Below are 17763 nucleotides of genomic sequence, written 5' to 3' on the forward strand. Positions count from 1 at the left end.
GACGCATGCGCGACAGCGACGTGCGTGATCATGCTGATGGTGCTGGCCGCATGCGGTCGCGTGAAAGACCCCGACTGCGAGGCCGCCGCGCTCGCGTTGTCGGACGCCGCCTATCGCACGACGTTGAAAGCCGCGGTCCAGCGCCAGTTCGACGCCGGCGAGCTCGGCGCGATCCACGGCTTCGGCGGGCCGGGCGATATGCCCGGCACGTACGCCGTCGCGCTCGCGCCCGAGTTCGTCGCTCTCACGTCGCGGCCGCTGCAGCAACGCATCCTGTTCGACGCGCGGGGGGACATCGAGGCGGTCTTCGTCGGCTGGCCGCCCGGACATGGCGTGTTGATCGACGTGCAGCCGGACAATGCCCTTCCGGCTGATCTCGATTACGGCGACGGGGTGTCGCTGGTGTGCAAGGGCATGCGATGACGCGCGGGCGGCCGGCGATGCGCCTCTTCTGACGGCGCGAACGGCGTGCGCTGCGGGGGTGGGCGAAGTCGGGTCGCGTTTTCCCCCCGCCATCGTGGAGACCGGTGCCGTCCCGTCAGCTGCCTGGCAACACGTGATGCGGAAGGCCGCAGACATGGGCAGCGCGCATTCCGGCCGCGTCACGGGGCCGGTGGGGGAGGCAGTGACCGCGCGTCGATCACATGGATGTCGGCGCGTCCCTGGTTGCCTGGCGATGCACCGTCGGCGGCGCGCTGGCTGGCCCAGCGCAGCGCGCGGCCGTCTGCGCTGAAGGCAGGTGTGAAATCCATACCCGGGGCATTGAACGGCGCGGGCAGGCGGATGGCTGCAGACCAGCCTGTGCCCGTGCGATGGACCGCGAACAGATCGGGCTCCCGGGTGTCGCCGCGGATGCTCCAGAACAGCGCGATGCGGCCATCGGGCGAGAACGTGAGGTCGCCCTGGGCGATGCCGTCGTTGAAGGGGGCGGGCAGGGCTTCGGCCGCGGCGGGTTGGCCGTTGACGAGGCGGGCGCGATAGAGCGCCAGCTGCGCCGGGCCGCCGCTGCGCGTGCTGTTGAAGGTGAGTGCGCCGCCGTGCACTTCGGGGCCGAGTTCCTCGCCGGCGCTCGACGGTGCGGCGAGGTGTTCGAGCGGACCGAAACCGGCGCGCGTCACCCGCGCGCGCCAGAGATCGAGGTCGTCACGCGCGGAATCGCGGCCGGGCGCGGGGCGGTTGGAGACGAAGTAGAGCCAGCGTCCGTCGGGCGTGAGCCATGGATCGGAGTCGCGCCAGCGCGGATCGCTGAATGCCGCGGGGGCCGGGTCGGCCCAGCCGTCGCGGGTGCGGCGGGAGATCCAGATGCGGGCGTCGCTGAAGTCCGCCGTCGTGGAACGTCCGAACACCAGCAGGCGCTCGCGCGCGTCGGTCGACAGGTTGTAGTCGTTCGCTTCGCTCGACAGCCAGCCGCTGCCGAGGCGGGTTGCGGTGCCGGCCTGCGCGGGCTCCAGCCGGTATGACGCGGGCGCGGCCCCGGCTGCCATGCAGCTCAGCAACAGGACGGGGACGACGGATCGAGTGCGCATGAGCGATCGCTGAGGGGCGGGACGCGCAGCATGCCGCGGGGTGAAGCGCGCGGCATGCGCCGGGCGTCAGTACGACTTCCGGCATGCCACGTGCGGACAGGCGGGGCGGGGACGGCCCGTCCCCTGCGCGCGAGTCGCGCCCGATCCGGCCCTACGGGCCTTCGTCCTCCGGGTCCGTGCCATGCGCCCGGGTCGCCGCGCCCGGTGGCAGGCCGGTGAGATCCGCGCTGCGCGGGTCGAGCGCGAACACCTTGAGGTAGTCGCCCAGTCCGGTTTCCAGCCGCGCATGGCCGGTGGCGGAGATCGCGATGTACTGCACGCCGTCGTGCTCGTAGGTCATCGGGCCGGCCTGTCCGCCGGCCGGCAGGCGGGCCTGCCAGACCAGGCGGCCGGTGGCGGTTTCGAAGGCGCGCAGGAAGTTGTCCTGCGCGGCGGCGATGAAGGTGAGCCCGCCGGCGGTGGTGAGCGGCCCGCCGATGTTCGGCGTGCCCATGGGGATGCGGAGGCGCGTGGGGATGTTCAGCGGGCCGGCGTCGAAGCCGGTGCCGAGCGGCTTCGACCACACCAGTTCGCCCGTGTCGATATCGACCGCGGCGATGAACCCCCACGGTGGCGCGAGGCAGGGCACGTTGAGCGCGGAGAGCCACATCGGCCGGTTGACGGCGAACGGCGTGCCGGTCTGCGGTGCGAGCGCCTGGTCGGGCCGCGCGCCGCCCGAGCCGACCGGGCGGTCGATCACGTCCTCCCGCGGCGTCATGTCGACGATGTTGGGCAGGCGCGAATAGTTGGCGATGACGATGCGCCGCACCGGGTCGAAGCCGAGCCCGCCCCAGTTCATGCCGCCGATCGTGCCGGGCAGCAGCACCATGCCCTTCTTGTCGATCGTGGGCGGGGTGAAGATGCCCTCGTACTGCCGCTCGTGGAAACCGATGCGGCACAGCGCGGCGTCGATGGGCGTCATGCCCCAGATGTGGCGGCCGTCGATGCGCTCCGATTCCGGCCCCGGCAGGCCACCGAGGTTGGGATAGAACGTCGAGCGCGGCTGGTGCGGCGAGAGCCGCTCGCCGGGCAGTGGGGCGGTCTGCGGGACCGGCTGCAGGGTCACCGGGCGCAGCGGTTCGCCCGTGGCCGCGTCGAGCAGGAACAGGTCGCCGGACTTCGTGCCCTGCAGCACCGCGCGGCGCATGGCGCCGTCGATAGGCACATCCACCAGCATGGGCTGGGCACCGATGTCGTAGTCCCACAGGTCGTGCAGGACGGTGGTGAACGACCAGCGGGTGGCGCCGGTCTGCAGGTCGACGGCGACGACCGCCGCGGTGAAGCGGTCCTCTTCGGCGGTGCGGTTGCCGCCCCAGTGGTCGGCGCCGGGGTTGCCGGTGCCGAGGAAGGCGAGGCCGAGCGATTCGTCGGCGGAGATGACGTTCCACACGTTGGGCGTGCCGCGCGGGTAGATCTCGCCCGGTGCCAGCGGCGCAGTGGCGTCGGGGCGCAGCGCATCCCACGCCCAGCGCAGCTCGCCGGTGCGTGCATCGAAGGCGCGCACCACGCCCGAGGGCGCGTCGCGGCGCTGGTTGTCGCTGACCTGCTGGCCGACGAGCAGCAGCCCACCGGCGACCGTCGCGCCCGAGGTGTTCGAGGAGAAGCCCGCTTCGCGCAGGCCCATGCCGGCGTTGAGGTCCACCACGCCGTCGGTGCCGAAGCCCGGGCACGGGAAGCCGCCGGCGGCATCGAGTGCGATGAGCCGGCCGTCGGGTGTGGCGACGTAGATGCGGCGACTGCACTGGCTGCCGCCGCGCGGCAGTGCGTTCACCAGGCCCGCGGCGCCGGGCGTGCGCGGGAACTGCTCGGCCTGTGCGCCCGCCTCGCCGGTGTCGAAGTAGGCCACGGCGCGGCAGGCGGCACTGAACAGCGATTCCATCGTCTTGGCGGGCACTTGCGGGTCGAAGTGCCACAGCGCCTCGCCGGTGGCCGGGTCGAGCGCGAAGACCTGGCTGCTGGGCGTGCAGGTGTAGAGATAACCGCCCACTTTCAGCGGGGTGTTCTGCGAGGAATAGAACACGCGTTCCCCGGCCGGTGCGTGGTCGCCGCTGCGGAAGGTCCAGGCTTCCTGCAGGTCGCCCACGTTGCCGAGGTGGATCTGCGCGAGGGCCGAATGGCGCAGGCCGAGATTGGTGCCGCCGAATGCGCTCCACTCGCTGGTGGTCACGCCGTCCTGCGTGGCGGGCGGTACGGATCCGGCCGTCGGGACATGGCCCGCCGGGTCCTGCGTGCGTTCCCAGAGCAGCGCGACGACCAGCGACGCGGCCAGCACGGCCACGCCGATGCCCGCCATGCACGCCTTGCGCCATGCGTGGCCCGGAGGCGTGCGCCAGAACAGCAGCGCCACGCCGGCGCCCACGGCCAGCACGGCCACCACGCCCATGCGCGCCGCGAGGTCGAAGCCCCATGCAGGCAGCCAGCCCTTGCCGTGGATCTCCCACAGCGACCAGCCGAGCGTCAGCACGACCGCCGCGGCCATCGCCCACACCGCCGCGCCTTCGCGCCGGCCCCAGGCCAGCACGCCTCCGGCGAGCAGCAGCACGCCGGCGATCGCGTAGTACGCCGTGCCGCCGAGCAGCACCAGGCGGATGCCGAGCACCAGCATCGTCAGGCCGAGCAGGGCCGCCACCGTCACGAGACTCAGCAGCAGCCAACGCCATGCGCGGTGACCGGGTGCGGCCAGCGTGGGATGTGGCATCGGAGGTCTCCTTTCAGGTGGGACGAGGGCGCCCGGCGCGCCGGGCCGGGCATCGCGTCGACGGTCGCGCCACATCGGGGCCTGCCGGTCGACCCGCTCGGCACTGCAGCGAATGGCCGGGGACTTCCGACACTCTAGAGGGGCGCCGCCGAAGAGGGAGTCAAGAGCACGGCTGCGCGCATAGACACGCGGCACATATGCGGGTCGCCCTGCGCGATTCGGCTGGCGCGGCCTGTGCGTCGTCGCCAGGCGCCGTGCGCACGCGGGCCGCCGGCGTCGGTGGTGTCGCGCCGCATCTGCTGCGCGCCGTCGATCCTAGCCTGCGAAGTCCGGAGGGGCACCGCCCTGCGTTTCAATGTGCAGGACGTCGGGCCCGATCGATCGCATGCCGCTGACGGTGTCATCGCTATTGAGGGTCAAGCTGGATTTTTCGGTAGCTGAAGATGCCGGGCCTGCCTGCCCGAGTCTGACGGTCGTACACGGCCGTGTGCTGCGGATACGGGCTTGACCCGCCTCGTTCTTGGCGCTTGCCAAGGTTCACTGGAGAACATTCGATGTCCGAAGAGTCCCGCATCAACAATCGGCGCGCGGTCGCGGAATACGAACGTTCCGCACGTGAGTACATGGCCACGGTGGCCGGCAGGCCATCGGCCAGCGCCGAGGCGCTGCGGCGACTGGCTGCGGAGGTTGCGCCGGGTGCGCGTGTGCTGGAGATCGGTTCGGGACCCGGGTGGGATGCCGATGCGCTCGAGGCGCTGGGCATCCCGGTGCATCGCACGGACGTGGCCGAGGCGTTCTGCGCGCTGCAGGCGGAGCGCGGCAAGCGCTGCGATCGCCTCGACCTGCTGTCCGACCCGATCACGGTGCGCTACGGCAGCGCGATGATGCTCTGCGTCCTGCAGCATTTCGAGCGCGCGCAACTGGGCGGTGCGCTGCGTACCCTGGCGGCCGCCGTGGACCCCGGCGGTCCGCTGCTGCTGATGTATCCCGAAGGCGACGGCGAAGAACACGAGCAGGGCGCTGTCGGTGCCTACACGGTGGTGCGATGGCCACCGGCTGCGCTGGATGCGCATCTCGCGCAGGCGGGGTGCTCGATCGCATGGGACGACACCATCGACGGACGCGGCGGGCGCTGGCGCACGGTGCTGGCGCGGAACGGCGGAGAAAGTTGAAGGAAGAGGTCGACGGGTTTTTCCGGCCTCGCGCGGACCTCGGACGATCCCTTGCGGCGAAGCCATGACGGGCCGGCCCGGCTCGTTAAGGATCGTCTGCCGTAGCGGGATCACCCACTGCCTGTCCCGACACCGTGCAACTGCGCACATGGCCGGGTTCGTCCGTTCGCGCCAAGCCTTCACCCCGTGCGCGCGGCATGCCGGGCGTGCCCGGCCCAACCAGTGCAGTGGGCGAGCGGTGCAGTGTCCGTGGTCGGTTCCATATGCCGCCCCGACGTGCATCCACGCTGGCCGGGACGATCTGCGGGCCGCTCGAGCATCGCCGATCTGGACCAAGCGAGCCTGCTCCGGCACAGACATGCACGACTCCGCCCCTGAAGCGACAGGATTCGATCTGAACCGGCCTGACTACGATGTCCGGCTCTCGCCATGTCCCCGGTCGGCCAAGGGCAGGCCGGCTGTCCCCGTATTGCGTGCAGGTCGATGGCAGCTCTGTCCCGGTCCACCCTGTCCCGTCCGCGGAGAATCACGCCACGTTCGCCGGGCTTGCACCAGCCTGCCGTTCCCCTGCGACCCGGATGCGCCGAGATGGATGCGATCAATTTGCCAGACGATGCCGGCCGGACCGCCGCATCTCCGGCGTTTCCCGCGGGTTTCCCGGGTGCGTTCCGCGCGCTCTCGCCGTTCATCGGGTCGCATCGGCGCCCTGGGCGGTTCGTCGATGTCCGACCGTATTCAACCCGGTTGCCGCGCGCCGGCCTGCGCGGCCCAGCGGCGACCGCGGACGAGGGCGCCCTGCGATGAAAACGGATGTCCTGATCGTCGGCGCCGGCATTTCCGGCGCCGTCGTCGCGGAGCAGCTCGCCAACCGCGGACTGGATGTGCTGGTCATCGACAAGCGCGACCACATCGGCGGCAACGCACACGACCGCCTGGATGCGCACGGCATCCTGATCCACCCCTATGGTCCCCACATTTTCCACACCAACAGCCAGAGGATCGTGCAGTACCTGTCCCGCTTCACCGAGTGGCGCGCGTACGAACACCGGGTGCTGGCCAAGGTGGGCGAACGTCTGGTGCCGATCCCGATCAACATCGACACCGTCAACCAGCTGTATGGCCTGGAACTGGACGAGACGACGATCCAGGCATTCTTCGATGGCGTGCGGGAGCCGCGCGACCCGATCCGCACCAGCGAGGACGTGGTCGTCAATGCCGTGGGCCGCGATCTCTATGAGAAGTTCTTCCGCGGGTACACGCGCAAGCAGTGGGGATTGGACCCGTCCGAACTGGCATCGTCGGTGGCGGCGCGGATCCCGACCCGCACCAATCACGATGACCGGTATTTCACCGATACCTACCAGGTGATGCCGCGCGACGGTTACACCGCCATGTTCTCGCGCCTGCTGGAGCATCCCCGTATCGAAGTCCAGCTGGACGTCGACTTCTTCGAGTTCCGCGATCGCGTGCAGGCGACCCACGTCGTCTACACCGGGCCGATCGACGCGTACTACGCCAACTGCTACGGCGCCTTGCCTTACCGCTCCCTGCGTTTCGAACACGAGCACCTGGCGGACACCACGCAGTACCAGGAGGTCGGCACGGTCAACTTCCCCAACGACTACGACTACACCCGGGTCAGCGAGTTCAAGCACCTGACCGGCCAGGCCCATGCCGGCACATCGATCGTGCGGGAATTTCCGGAGGCCGAAGGCGATCCCTACTATCCGGTCCCGCGTCCGGAGAACGAGGCGCTGTTCAAACGCTACGAGGCACTGGCCCTCCAGGAAACAGGCGTGACGTTCGTCGGGCGCCTCGCGCAGTACCGCTACTACAACATGGACCAGTGCGTCGGCGCCGCACTCAAGGCGTCGCAGTACGTGCTGGAGAAGCTGGGCCTTCCGCTCGACGTCGGGCAGGACGAGGACGATGCCGGTGCCACGACGCTGACGCGCCCCGTGATTGCAAAAGGGTGAGCCGGCGTCCGTCGGCAGTGCTCCATGGCCACTGACCGGATGGACGTGTGGGGCGGGGTGGAGTGCACCGTCAACCGTGTCGGCGAGCGCTATTTCAGCCAGCTCGACGACCGGCCCGACACCCTGGGCGTGCACGACCTGGAGCGCTTCGCCACGCTCGGTCTGAAAGCGCTCCGCTACCCGGTGCTGTGGGAACGCGTCGCGCCCGACGGACTCGAAACCGCCAGGTGGGACGATGCCGACACCCACCTCGCACGGCTTCGCGAACTCGGGCTGCGTCCGATCGTCGGCCTCGTCCACCATGGCAGCGGCCCCCGCGACACCAGCCTGATCGATCCCCAGTTTCCCGAGAAGCTCGCCCGGTATGCGGGCGAGGTCGCGCGTCGCTATCCATGGGTGGAGGACTACACGCCGATCAACGAGCCGCTCACCACCGCGCGCTTCAGCGGCTTGTACGGCCTGTGGTATCCGCACGGGCGAGACGAAGCGACCTTTAAGACCGCACTGTTCAACCAGTGCCGTGGCGTGGTGCTCGCGATGCGCGCCATCGAAGCGGTCAATCCGCGTGCACGGCTGGTGCAGACCGACGATCTGGGAACGACCTACGCCAATCCCTCACTGCGGTACCAGGCCGATTTCAACAACCATCTGCGCTGGCTGGCCTGGGATCTCGTGTGCGGTCGTGTGGACCGCGAGCATCCACTCTGGTGCTGGTTGCGGGAGTGGTGCGGGGCCGGGGAAGCGGAGATCGCCTGGTTCGCCGACAACGTCCGTCGCCCGGATGTCATCGGCATCAACCACTACGTCACGAGCGACCGCTTTCTGGACGACGCCATCGACCGGTATCCGGCGGACCACTGCGGTGGCAACGGCCGCGACCGGTATGTCGATGTCGAGGCCGCCCGTGCGCTCGCTGCGCCGATCGAGGGTGTGGCGCCGCTCCTGGTCCAAGCGTGGGAGCGTTACGGACTGCCGCTGGTCATCAGCGAGGCGCACATCGACGCCACCCGCGAGGACCAGCTGCGTTGGTTGAACGAGGTGTGGGAGGGCGCGCAGCGGGCCCGACGCGCGGGCGCCGATGTGCGGGCGGTGACCGTCTGGGGACTGCTCGGCTTCTACGACTGGAACTGCCTGCTCACGGAATGCCGCGGGTACTACGAATCCGGTGCCTTCGATGTGCGCGGGGGGCGCCGGCGCCCGACGGCCATCGCTGCGCTCGTACAGACCCTCGCCACGGGTGCGACGCCGGACACCCCGGCGCTGTCGGGGGACGGGTGGTGGCGCCGTCCGCAACGGCTGGCACGCAAGCCGGCCGGTGTGACGGTGCCTACCCCGGAGGATCGCATGACGTCCCCCGACACCCCGGCGCCGATCCTGATCGTCGGCGCCACCGGCACCCTGGGGCAGGCCTTCGCCCGCGCCTGCACCCAGCGCGATCTCCATCATCACCTGCTGTGCCGCGCCGAGATGGATATCGCGGACGCGGATTCGGTCAGTCGCGTGCTGGATCTGTACCGCCCGTGGGCGGTGATCAACGCCGCCGGTTACGTGCGGGTCGACGAGGCGGAGCAGGACGAAGCGCGGTGTTTCCGCGAGAACGCGCTCGGCCCAGCGACGCTCGCGCGCCTGTGCGCCCTGCACGGCGTCGCGCTGGTGACGTTCTCGAGCGACCTGGTGTTCGACGGTCTGCAGGAGGCGCCCTATCTGGAGGACACCCCCGTCGCGCCGTTGAGCGTCTATGGAAGAAGCAAGGCGCGGTCCGAGGCGATGGTGCTCGAGCAGAACCCGGACGCACTGATGATCAGGACGAGCGCGTTCTTCGGTCCCTGGGACGAGTACAACTTCGTCACCCTGGCGCTGCGCGCGCTTCGTGCCGGCGAGAGGTTCACGGCCGCCGGGGACATGACGGTGTCCCCGACCTACGTCCCGGACCTGGTCGGCGCATCGCTGGACCTTCTGATCGATCGCGAGAGCGGCATCTGGCACCTGACCAACGGCGATGCGGTCACCTGGGCCGAATTCGCTGCACGCGCCGCGCTGGCTGCCGGTGTGGAACGCCGTGGGTTGCACACCTGCCACGATCAGATCCGCAGACTGCCTGCGCAGCGCCCGCGTTACAGCGTCCTCGGCAGCTTGCGCACGTTCGCGATGCCCGGTCTGGACGATGCGCTGGTCCGATACTGCGCAGCGACGAGAGCATGACGCCGCGCGGCGGGTGCGCGGTTGATCGCCTTGACCGTCCGTCCGGGCGGAGCAGAGTAAAGAATGGTCTGAGCGTGTAGCGGCAACGAGGCCCGGTGCGATGTCCACAGGTACGATCGCGCCCATCCCCCGGATCAACGCGTCTGCGAACTCGACGCGATAGCTCGGGCGGCACGATCGTGTCGAGCAGCATCGGTGCCGTGTCCACCGGGCGTGACGATGCCTGCGAGGGGCGGGCCGTGCGCTCGATGCACACGGAAAATTGCCGAAAACCGACAGCGTTCTTGCGCCATCGTCTCCCCCTTTCAGGGTGGGCGCCCCCTCGCTTGTCGGCGACCCCGGTGCCCCGCAGACGCCGGGCGTTTACGCACAGCGGATTGTCCGCTCGACGCGGGGCGCCGTACGGTGCGGACATAGGCAACGCCCGCTGTAGAACACGCCCTGTGGCACACGGAGCCGGATCGGGCCTCCTCGGTGCGCTCAACCACGCTTCCAACGTGGGCCACGACGCCGCGCGAGCAGGGCATCCATGCCGTAACGTCCCGCGCCGAGCGCGCTGAAATGCAGTCCAAGCAACACCAGGACGAGTGCCGGCCACCAGCCCCGGAAGTCCTGCTGCCAATGCACCATGGCGAGTGCGACCACGAAGTTGACTGCAACGACTGCACCGGCCAGCCGGGTGAACAGTCCCAGCACGAGCAGGACGCCGCAGACGAATTGCGCGTAGACCGACAACGGAGCCGCAAGCTGGGGCCATGGGAAGCCGTGGAGTGCCAGGAAACCGATGAACTCCTGCATGCGCTCGGCGCTCAACACGTTGTCCTGCGTGCCGTGGACCAGGAATGCGCCGGTGACCACGCGGAGCACCATGAGCGTCACGTCGGGCAGAGAATGTCCTCGTTCGATGCCTGCTCTCACCCGGTGATCCCCCCTGACGAACCCGCACCCTAGTCGGCACAGGCCCCGCCCGCACGTGCCGAAAGCTGGGAGCGGCCGGCGGGAGTCGGGATGCGAGCGTGGCCCGCGCCGACATGTGCCTCGGCCATGGACCACTGCCGCGCCTGCGTCGGACGACGGCGGGCATAAGATTGCCGAAAGACGCGCATCGGCCGGAACCCAGGCGCGGCGAACGTGCGTCCATTGCAGCGCATCGAAAGCGGTCCTCGCTCGCCCGACGTCGATCTCTGCGGGGGGGGGCGGTGTGGCCCTTCGGGATTCACAGCGGGATTACAGGCAGAGCAATCGATGAAACGTAGCGGATACCTCGTCCTGGGACTTCTGGCGCTGATGGCGTCGGCCGTCTGGTCGCGGGAACGCGCGCACGCAAGCGGCGTCGAGCCGGTCCGCGGTGCGCCGGTGGTGAACGCGGTCGCGGGCGTCCCCTCCATGCCTTACTGGCGGGACATTCCCTTGTGGCCGGAGCGGTCGCCCGTACTTCAGGCGGGGATCGATGCGCTGGCGCACGAAGCGTGGGCGCTGACCCACCCGAGCCTTCTGGTCTATCGCCCGACCGTCCCTTCGACGCGCACGGCAGTCCTGGTGTTCCCGGGCGGTGGATACAAGACGCTGGCGATTGGTCCCAGGAGTACTCTGGGCCTCTACGGATCGGACGTGTGCAGCTGGTTGGCCGATGCGGGCATCACCTGCGTTCTCGTCAAATACCGCGTGCCCAATACGGGCTGCAACTGGAATCCCGTCACGAGGCGACACGAGGCGCCGACCATCCCCATGGCGCTCCAGGACGCACAGCGAGCGATGGCGTTGGTCCGCTACAACGCCGAGGCCTGGGGCATCGAGCCGAACCGCATCGGCGTCATGGGGTTTTCCGCTGGTGGCAATCTGGCGGTGCTGACCAGCACAGGATTCGCGACGCGCGCGTACAGTGCCTTCGACGCCGCGGATGCAGTGAGCATCCGGCCTGATTTTGCGATTCCGGTGTATCCCGGCCATATGACCATGGAGCACAAGAACCTGCGCCCCCGCGACTCGGAGGCCGCGCGGCAGCTCAATTCGGACATCGTGGTCTCGTCGGCCGTGCCGCCCACCCTGCTGATCCACGCGAACGACGACCCCGTCGATCCGGTCGACTATTCGGTCGTCTACGAACAGGCGCTGCGCGAGGTCGGTGTCGACGTGTCGCTGATCCGTTACGAGACCGGCGGCCACGCCTTCGGCGTGCACCGGCAGGGGACGGACAGCGATCGATGGACTCAGGATGCGATGCGCTGGCTGGGCGAGATCGGGATGCGGTGAGCGGCGGGGCGCGCCGGCCCCGAAGTGGCGCCGCGGCGGTTGGCAGCTCGCGGACACGGCGCAAGCCGGTGCCAGAAGCTCGGAAGATCGGCGTTTCGCGACGGGAAACGATGCGCCTCCGCGGGCGTGCACGATCGGCGCGGGTCACGGGCTGCGGATCCGGTGCGCAGCCATCGGATGCCTTCGAACGCATCGACGTTCGAGGCCGTGCAGCCGCGATCACTGGACGCCGGCAAGTGATTCGCGGGCGAACGTCCCCAGCAGAGCGGACAGTGTTCCGTCGTGTCCGAACAGGCCGTGGCCCACGCCTGGCGGTTCCACGAGGGTGGCGCCGAAGGCCTGCACGTAACGCCGGGCAGTGGGCCCATCGATGAAATCGCATTCGCCGCGGATCACCAGGGCCGGTGCGCGCAGTGCCGAGGCAGCGACGAGCGGTTGCGCCGCGAGGTCTCCGAGCAGACGCTGGTGCGCATAGAGGCTGCTGCCGCCACTGGAGGCCGGGCGCTCGATCGGACCCGCGCCCTTGCACTGATAGCCACGGAAATCGCGACCCGCGCCGATCGCATCGTTGTAGGCGTGGTGCTCGGCCTGCGGCATCCAGGCGTCGGCGAGTTGTGGGGCGTAATTGATCAGCAGGTAGAGCACGGCGTCGCGCGGGGTGGGTGAGAAGGGGACGGCCTGGTCGGTCGCGGTGTAGTCGAGACGTGCGGGTGCGCCGGGGAAATCACCGGGGGATTCGAAGACGACGCCGGCGACGCGATCCGGATGCGTCAGCACATAGGCAGCCGCCAGCGATGCGCCCCAACTCTGGCCCCACAGCACCATCCGATCCGCCTGCAGCGCCTTGCGCAGGGCTTCGACATCGGCCACCGCGCGTGCGATCGAGTAGTCGAAGATGGGCAGGTCGGCCGAGGCGCCGCTGCCGGCCTGGTCGAAGTAGACGGTTTCGAAACCGGCGTCGCGCAGGCCTGCGCCGACCTCGAAATCCCGCGTGCGCACATAGCTGCCCGGGCCGCCATGCAGGAAGACCACAGGCGTTCCGCGTCGTGCGCCATCGGGCGCGATCCGCCAGGTGGCCAGCGTCGAGCCGGTGTCCACCCGGAGCTGCGCATGAGGCCCCCGCGGATCCTGCAGGCCTTTGATCGGTGTGCGCTCCGGTGTCATTGCAACCGCGGCCACCAGGCCGAAGAACGGCAACATGGCCGCGAGGCCTGCGCAGACGGCTGCGCGCCGGGGCCGCAGCCGGGCCCAGCGGGCCGGCCAGCGTGCCAGGGCAGCGGCGAGCAGGGCCGCCACTGCAACGCCGGCCAGCACGAGCACCCACAGGTACGGCGCATGTGCAGCGACGCCATACATCGCACCTGCACCCGCTGCCACGCCCAGCAGCACCGCGCCCACCAGTCCCAACCAGCCAGCAAGTCGCTTCATCGTCAGTGCTCTCCAGGTCGGAGTGTGCAACGCAGTCCGGAGTGCCAGCCGGCCAGGGCGCGGCCGGCCGGGCGGCTCTCGGGCGGTGGGCCGATCATCACCTGTCTTCCACCCACGTGGCCCGCCATGGCGGCGGTTGGCGGGACACGGGACATCCGGCATCCGAGAGGCAATTCCGCCCGAGTTTGGTTAGCCTTCCGGACGTCCGATGGAGGGTGCAAGGAATGAGAGCGACTGTCGTGGGGCTCGTGACGCCGCATCTGCTGCGTGTGGTCGACCTCGCCAACGAGGCCCAGAAGGGCGTCAACGTGCATTGGCATCTGAACGACGCCGTCGCCAGGTCGATGGCCGACCTGTCCGACCAGTTCAACGCGCCGGCGCTGGTGGCGGCATACGTCGAAGGCCTGGAGAACGTCGCGGCGCAGGCACCCAAGGCCAAGGAGGATTACGTGCGCGTGCTGCAGGAAGCAGCCGGAGCAGCGCGCCGTCTTCGCCGTGACTGAATCCTGCGGGGGAAGACGGCGCCGTGGCAGCGATTCCATCGATGCGCCTGCAGGGGTATCGGGCGATGCAGTCGTCCGCGCGTGCGTCGCGAGGATCCCGGATGCGCGCAGCGGAGACCGGTCGGCGCTTCCGTGTCTCGCGTTTCGCTCGGGCGCTTGCGACGGCGCCGGACATGGCGCGGCACGCCCGGGCTTCGCTGATGGACCGTTTCGCGCATCCTGGGTCAGCGTGTCGACGGGCCGCAGGCCGGCGTGCGGACCCAGTGCGACAGCGCTGCTTCGACTTGGCGTGCAGCTTGTGCGCCGGGTCGACAGGGTGTCCCCGAGCGCCACCTGGCCCTCCTCGATCACCCTGCAGATCGACCGGACAGGAGGCCCGGGTGGCGCAGTCGAGCGTGTGGAAACGCCACGCACCCGGTCGTGCGGTCCTCGCGGATCCGGGATCCATCCAGACCGCATTGCAGGCTCGCAGCAATCCGGCGAGGCGCTGCGACTCCGTGGGGTGCGCATCGCGGCGGCGCGCGCGAACGCCGGCCGTTCCGCGAAGCGCCATGCGATGGGGGCATCGCGCGTGCCCCGCGCACGTGCAGGTGCTGCACGGGTGGATACCTGCGCGATGAGCCCTCGCTGATGGACGCGCCCGTCTCCGGCGCCCCGCTGCCTGCCGTGCGCCATGCACTTCCCTGGGGTGCCCGTTTTCTGTTCATCGCATCGGGTGCGAGCCTCGCGCTGCTGCCGCTCCACGAGCTCGGGCCCGCAGCGTGGCCGCTCGGATGGGCGTCGCTGCCTGCAGGGTCGATCATCGTCGTCGCAGGCGGCATCGGAACGTTGCTCGTGCTTGCCGGCGTGTTGGGCGAGGCCCGGACCTGGGCGTATCCGGCCCGCGCGCTCGTGATCGAACGCAGGCTCTGGGGGCGCAGCTGGGAAACCCGACTGGCGGCGGACGATGTCGCCGACGTCGCCGTGGAGCACGTCGTCAATTCCGAGGGGCCCGATGTCTGGCGGGTCGTCGTGGTGCCGCGCTCGGCGATGACCGGGCCCGGGCGGCAAGCGCGTCGACGTGCCACCTATCGCAGCCACGGCTTTGCCACCCGGGCAGATGCGCAGGCCGCGCGCCGGGCCCTGATCCGCCATCTCGGCCTGCGGCTGGAGCCGGAAACGGACGGAGACCGGGGCGCGTCCTGATCGCCGCGGACCGGCTCCTCGTGTTCGACGCGAGCCGGACAGCAGACGGGGCGACGACCGTGCAGCTGTCGCCCAGGCGGCCGCAACGCGCGCGCCGCCATCCACTCCGCATCGCCTGTGGCCGCGTCCACGCCGGTGTGCGCGCGCAGCTGCACTGCATCGGCCGAGAGACATCGCGGCGCAGGCCATGCGGGCCGTCCGCGACGCGCACGCGTTTACCGCGCGCGCCGCCGCGAGTGGATCCCCGTCAGCTTCGCCCGGCAGTGCGATGATCCTCGAGATCGTCCCGCGACTTCCCGAGGTGAAACCATGTCCGAGCGCATCCTGGTGTTCTACGGGTCCTATCGCACTGACCGCATGGGCATCCGCCTCGCCGACTACTGCGTGCGCAGCCTGCGGGCGCGCGGCGTCGATGCCGCGCTGATTGATGCGCAAGCGGTGGACCTGCCGATCCTGGACCGCATGTACAAGGAGTATCCCGAAGGCGAGGCGCCCCATGCCATGACGGCGCTGGCTCGCAGGATCCGCGAAGCGGACGGCTTCGTATTCGTCGCCGGCGAGTACAACTGGGGCGTGCAGCCCGGCCTGAAGAACCTGACCGATCACTTTCTCGAGGAGTGGTTCTGGCGGCCCGCCGGCATCGTCAGTTATTCGGCCGGTCGCCTCGGCGGTGCGCGCGCGAACCTGGCCTGGCACGGCACATTGTCCGAGATGGGGATGGTGGTGATCCCGAGTACGGTCGAAGTGGGGCCGCTCGCCAGTACGCTCGATGCGCAGGGCCGGCTGCTGGGCGAGGCCGGCACCTCGCTGGAAGGACGCTTCGCGCGCTTCGCCGACGACCTTCTCTGGTGGGCGGAGGCGGCGCGCGTGCAGACGGGACGCAGGGCGCTGCCTTACTGACCGCACAGCGGCGTGGGCCTGGCTGTACGCCATCGCCCGGCGCCGTGTCGTTCGACCGCCACCGGCGTGCCCCCTTGGCCCACCGCATGCCCGGGCCGTGCATGGCGCTCGCCGGCGAGCGGGCGACTTGCGGGTGGGCAGCTCCATCGAGGCCGGCCGCACGTCACGTGCCCCCACCGCACGCCGCGTACCCCCGGCGTACCCGGCGATAGGGGCATCGGGCGGCCGCTCACCCTGCGCCGCAGGTTGCGCGATTAGGCTCGCCGTATCGCAGCACTCCGCCGCTGCCGGGAAGATGCGCCGTGGATCGGATCACAACGTTGGCCGCCACCGTGCTGTTGCTGTGCGCAGGCGCGGCCTGTTCCGGCCCGCCGGCCCCGCCGTCGCAAGCCCTGTCCAGCTCCGGCGTCGAAGTCGCCCCGGTCTACGGGGCCGTGCGCCCGAGCGCCGACGGCATCGGCAAGACCTATCAGGGGCGTGAGATCTCCGCGGTGATGGGGTGGCAGGGCGCGGCCTGGCTGGAGCGCGAGGAGCGCGAGCGCGAGGAGCGGGGCAGCCTCCTGTTGAAGGAGCTGGCGCTCCGGCCGGGTCTGGATGTCGCGGACGTGGGCGCGGGAACCGGCTATCACGCTCGGCGGATCGCGCCGCGCGTCGCCCCCGCTGGTCGCGTCTACGCGGTGGACGTGCAGCCGCAGATGGTGGCGATGCTCGCGCGGCTGGCGGCGCAGCCGGGTCTGGAGAACATCGTCCCGGTGCAGGCGAGCGCGTCCGACCCCGGCCTGGCGCCAGCGTCGGTGGATCTCGCACTGATGGTCGACGTCTACCACGAGCTGGAGTATCCGCACGAAGTGCTCGGTGCGCTGGTGCGCGCCCTGCGACCCGGCGGGCGACTGGTCTTCGTCGAATACCGCGCCGAGGACGACCGTGTGCCGATCAAGCCGCTGCACAAGATGAGCGAAGCCCAGATCCGCCGCGAAGCGGCCCTGCATCCGCTCGATTGGGAGCGCACGGCCGACACCTTGCCCTGGCAGCACGTGGTGATCTTCCGCAAGCGCTGAACGCGGCTCGTCGGCCGCTGCAGCGGCCTGCCCGGACCGGACAGGTGGCGACGGGCTCGAACGGCCGTCGCCCGGTCGTGCGCGGACGGCACCGCGCAAGTCACGCCCGGGCGGATCCAGGCCGCAGTCCGTAATCCGCAGGCGCGGGCCGCCCTCGCGCCCGTTAGGCTTGGTCCGGCGGTATCGACGGACGCGGGGCGCGCGGTGGACGGATGGGGCTTTGCACTGGCGGTGTTGCTCGTGGAGATCACGCCCGGGCCCAACATGGCCTGGCTGGTGTCGCTGACGCTGGCCGAGGGCAGGCGAGCCGGCCTGATGGCGACCGCGGGCATCGCGATCGGCCTGGCACTCAATGCCGCACTGTCCGGAATCGGGCTCAGCGCCTTGCTGGTCAAGGTCCCGGTCGTCGGTGCCTGGATCGGTATCGGCGCGGGGCTGATGATGCTGTGGCTCGCGTGGCGGGGGTGGCGGGACGCCGGCGGAGCGATGGAGGCGGCCCAGGGTCGCACCCTGCTCCAGCTGACCGGCGCGGGGATCGTGCTCAACCTGCTCAACGCGAAGGCCGCCGTTTTTTTCCTGACGGTGGTGCCGCGGTTCCTCTCGGGGCCGGATGCGCCGTTCCGCGAAATCATCGCGCTCGGCGCGATCAGCGTAGGCGTGGCGACGCTGGTGCATCTCGGCCTGGTGTTGGGTGCGGCGCGCTTGCGGCGCATCGTCACCAGGCCGGATCGGGTGCGGCCGGTGCGGCGCGTGCTGGCGCTGGGCATGGTCGCCGTGGGTGGCTGGTTCTTCTACACCGCGCTGCGCTGAAATGGACGCTGCC

At 70.1% G+C, this 17763-nt stretch carries 14 protein-coding genes; 10 read left to right on the forward strand and 4 right to left on the reverse strand.

What is annotated here, in order from left to right:
- Window positions 1-30 precede the first annotated feature (30 nt).
- A complete protein-coding gene (locus tag H0E82_RS10510; protein WP_180545403.1) occupies window positions 31-423 on the forward strand; it encodes a hypothetical protein in 393 nt (130 codons plus the stop codon).
- Window positions 424-602: 179 nt separating this feature from the next.
- Here the strand turns inward: H0E82_RS10510 and H0E82_RS10515 are convergent, their stop codons facing one another.
- Both H0E82_RS10515 and H0E82_RS10520 read right to left on the reverse strand, forming a co-directional pair.
- Window positions 603-1526: a TolB-like translocation protein gene (locus H0E82_RS10515; RefSeq protein ID WP_180545404.1), complete on the reverse strand. Its 924-nt coding sequence runs from the start codon at window positions 1524-1526 to the stop codon at window positions 603-605.
- Between the two features lie 151 nt (window positions 1527-1677).
- Window positions 1678-4263, reverse strand: a complete 2586-nt coding sequence (locus tag H0E82_RS10520) for an outer membrane protein assembly factor BamB family protein (RefSeq protein ID WP_180545405.1) — start codon at window positions 4261-4263, stop codon at window positions 1678-1680.
- 554 nt (window positions 4264-4817) lie between these two features.
- Here H0E82_RS10520 and H0E82_RS10525 point away from each other — a divergent pair.
- The 3 genes from H0E82_RS10525 (at window position 4818) to H0E82_RS10535 (ending at window position 9613) form a co-directional block, all read left to right on the forward strand.
- On the forward strand, window positions 4818-5435 hold the full coding sequence (locus H0E82_RS10525) for a class I SAM-dependent methyltransferase (RefSeq protein ID WP_180545406.1): 618 nt from the start codon (window positions 4818-4820) through the stop codon (window positions 5433-5435).
- 800 nt (window positions 5436-6235) lie between these two features.
- Complete coding sequence (glf, locus tag H0E82_RS10530) at window positions 6236-7411, forward strand: UDP-galactopyranose mutase (RefSeq protein WP_180545407.1); 1176 nt, start codon at window positions 6236-6238, stop codon at window positions 7409-7411.
- 24 nt (window positions 7412-7435) lie between these two features.
- On the forward strand, window positions 7436-9613 hold the full coding sequence (locus H0E82_RS10535) for a sugar nucleotide-binding protein (protein ID WP_180545408.1): 2178 nt from the start codon (window positions 7436-7438) through the stop codon (window positions 9611-9613).
- Window positions 9614-10093: 480 nt separating this feature from the next.
- On the opposite strand, the gene H0E82_RS10540 is transcribed toward H0E82_RS10535, so the two are convergent.
- A complete protein-coding gene (locus H0E82_RS10540; protein WP_235974283.1) occupies window positions 10094-10483 on the reverse strand; it encodes a DoxX family protein in 390 nt (129 codons plus the stop codon).
- A 375-nt stretch (window positions 10484-10858) separates the two neighbouring features.
- Between H0E82_RS10540 and H0E82_RS10545 the strand changes: the two genes are divergently transcribed.
- Window positions 10859-11866, forward strand: coding sequence for an alpha/beta hydrolase (locus tag H0E82_RS10545; protein ID WP_180545410.1), 1008 nt, complete (start codon window positions 10859-10861; stop codon window positions 11864-11866).
- A 219-nt stretch (window positions 11867-12085) separates the two neighbouring features.
- Here H0E82_RS10545 and H0E82_RS10550 read toward each other — a convergent pair whose 3' ends face one another.
- Window positions 12086-13294: an alpha/beta hydrolase family protein gene (locus tag H0E82_RS10550; protein WP_180545411.1), complete on the reverse strand. Its 1209-nt coding sequence runs from the start codon at window positions 13292-13294 to the stop codon at window positions 12086-12088.
- Window positions 13295-13518: 224 nt separating this feature from the next.
- Here H0E82_RS10550 and H0E82_RS10555 point away from each other — a divergent pair, with 224 nt between their 5' ends.
- The 5 genes from H0E82_RS10555 (at window position 13519) to H0E82_RS10575 (ending at window position 17750) form a co-directional block, all read left to right on the forward strand.
- Window positions 13519-13797, forward strand: a complete 279-nt coding sequence (locus tag H0E82_RS10555) for a hypothetical protein (RefSeq protein ID WP_180545412.1) — start codon at window positions 13519-13521, stop codon at window positions 13795-13797.
- Between the two features lie 630 nt (window positions 13798-14427).
- A complete protein-coding gene (locus H0E82_RS10560; RefSeq protein WP_180545413.1) occupies window positions 14428-14982 on the forward strand; it encodes a hypothetical protein in 555 nt (184 codons plus the stop codon).
- A gap of 309 nt (window positions 14983-15291) precedes the next feature.
- The gene (locus H0E82_RS10565) at window positions 15292-15882 is read left to right on the forward strand and encodes an NADPH-dependent FMN reductase (RefSeq protein ID WP_180545414.1); all 591 of its coding nucleotides are present in this window, start codon (window positions 15292-15294) and stop codon (window positions 15880-15882) included.
- A 302-nt stretch (window positions 15883-16184) separates the two neighbouring features.
- A complete protein-coding gene (locus H0E82_RS10570; RefSeq protein WP_219338500.1) occupies window positions 16185-16940 on the forward strand; it encodes a class I SAM-dependent methyltransferase in 756 nt (251 codons plus the stop codon).
- Between the two features lie 204 nt (window positions 16941-17144).
- A complete protein-coding gene (locus H0E82_RS10575) occupies window positions 17145-17750 on the forward strand; it encodes a LysE family translocator (protein ID WP_219338501.1) in 606 nt (201 codons plus the stop codon).
- The last annotated feature ends 13 nt before the right edge of the window (window positions 17751-17763 follow it).

Source organism: Luteimonas deserti, from assembly GCF_013425765.1.
In the GTDB taxonomy this organism is placed as follows: Bacteria; Pseudomonadota; Gammaproteobacteria; order Xanthomonadales; family Xanthomonadaceae; genus Luteimonas; species Luteimonas deserti.

Excerpts from the sequence above, each read along its gene's own strand:
- H0E82_RS10510 (WP_180545403.1), top strand. The coding sequence starts at position 31 with ATGCTGATGGTGCTGGCCGCATGCGGTCGCGTGAAAGACCCCGACTGC.
- H0E82_RS10515 (WP_180545404.1), bottom strand. The coding sequence starts at position 1,526 with ATGCGCACTCGATCCGTCGTCCCCGTCCTGTTGCTGAGCTGCATGGCA.
- H0E82_RS10520 (WP_180545405.1), bottom strand. The coding sequence starts at position 4,263 with ATGCCACATCCCACGCTGGCCGCACCCGGTCACCGCGCATGGCGTTGG.
- H0E82_RS10525 (WP_180545406.1), top strand. The coding sequence starts at position 4,818 with ATGTCCGAAGAGTCCCGCATCAACAATCGGCGCGCGGTCGCGGAATAC.
- glf (WP_180545407.1), top strand. The coding sequence starts at position 6,236 with ATGAAAACGGATGTCCTGATCGTCGGCGCCGGCATTTCCGGCGCCGTC.
- H0E82_RS10535 (WP_180545408.1), top strand. The coding sequence starts at position 7,436 with ATGGCCACTGACCGGATGGACGTGTGGGGCGGGGTGGAGTGCACCGTC.
- H0E82_RS10540 (WP_235974283.1), bottom strand. The coding sequence starts at position 10,483 with ATGGTGCTCCGCGTGGTCACCGGCGCATTCCTGGTCCACGGCACGCAG.
- H0E82_RS10545 (WP_180545410.1), top strand. The coding sequence starts at position 10,859 with ATGAAACGTAGCGGATACCTCGTCCTGGGACTTCTGGCGCTGATGGCG.
- H0E82_RS10550 (WP_180545411.1), bottom strand. The coding sequence starts at position 13,294 with ATGAAGCGACTTGCTGGCTGGTTGGGACTGGTGGGCGCGGTGCTGCTG.
- H0E82_RS10555 (WP_180545412.1), top strand. The coding sequence starts at position 13,519 with ATGAGAGCGACTGTCGTGGGGCTCGTGACGCCGCATCTGCTGCGTGTG.
- H0E82_RS10560 (WP_180545413.1), top strand. The coding sequence starts at position 14,428 with ATGGACGCGCCCGTCTCCGGCGCCCCGCTGCCTGCCGTGCGCCATGCA.
- H0E82_RS10565 (WP_180545414.1), top strand. The coding sequence starts at position 15,292 with ATGTCCGAGCGCATCCTGGTGTTCTACGGGTCCTATCGCACTGACCGC.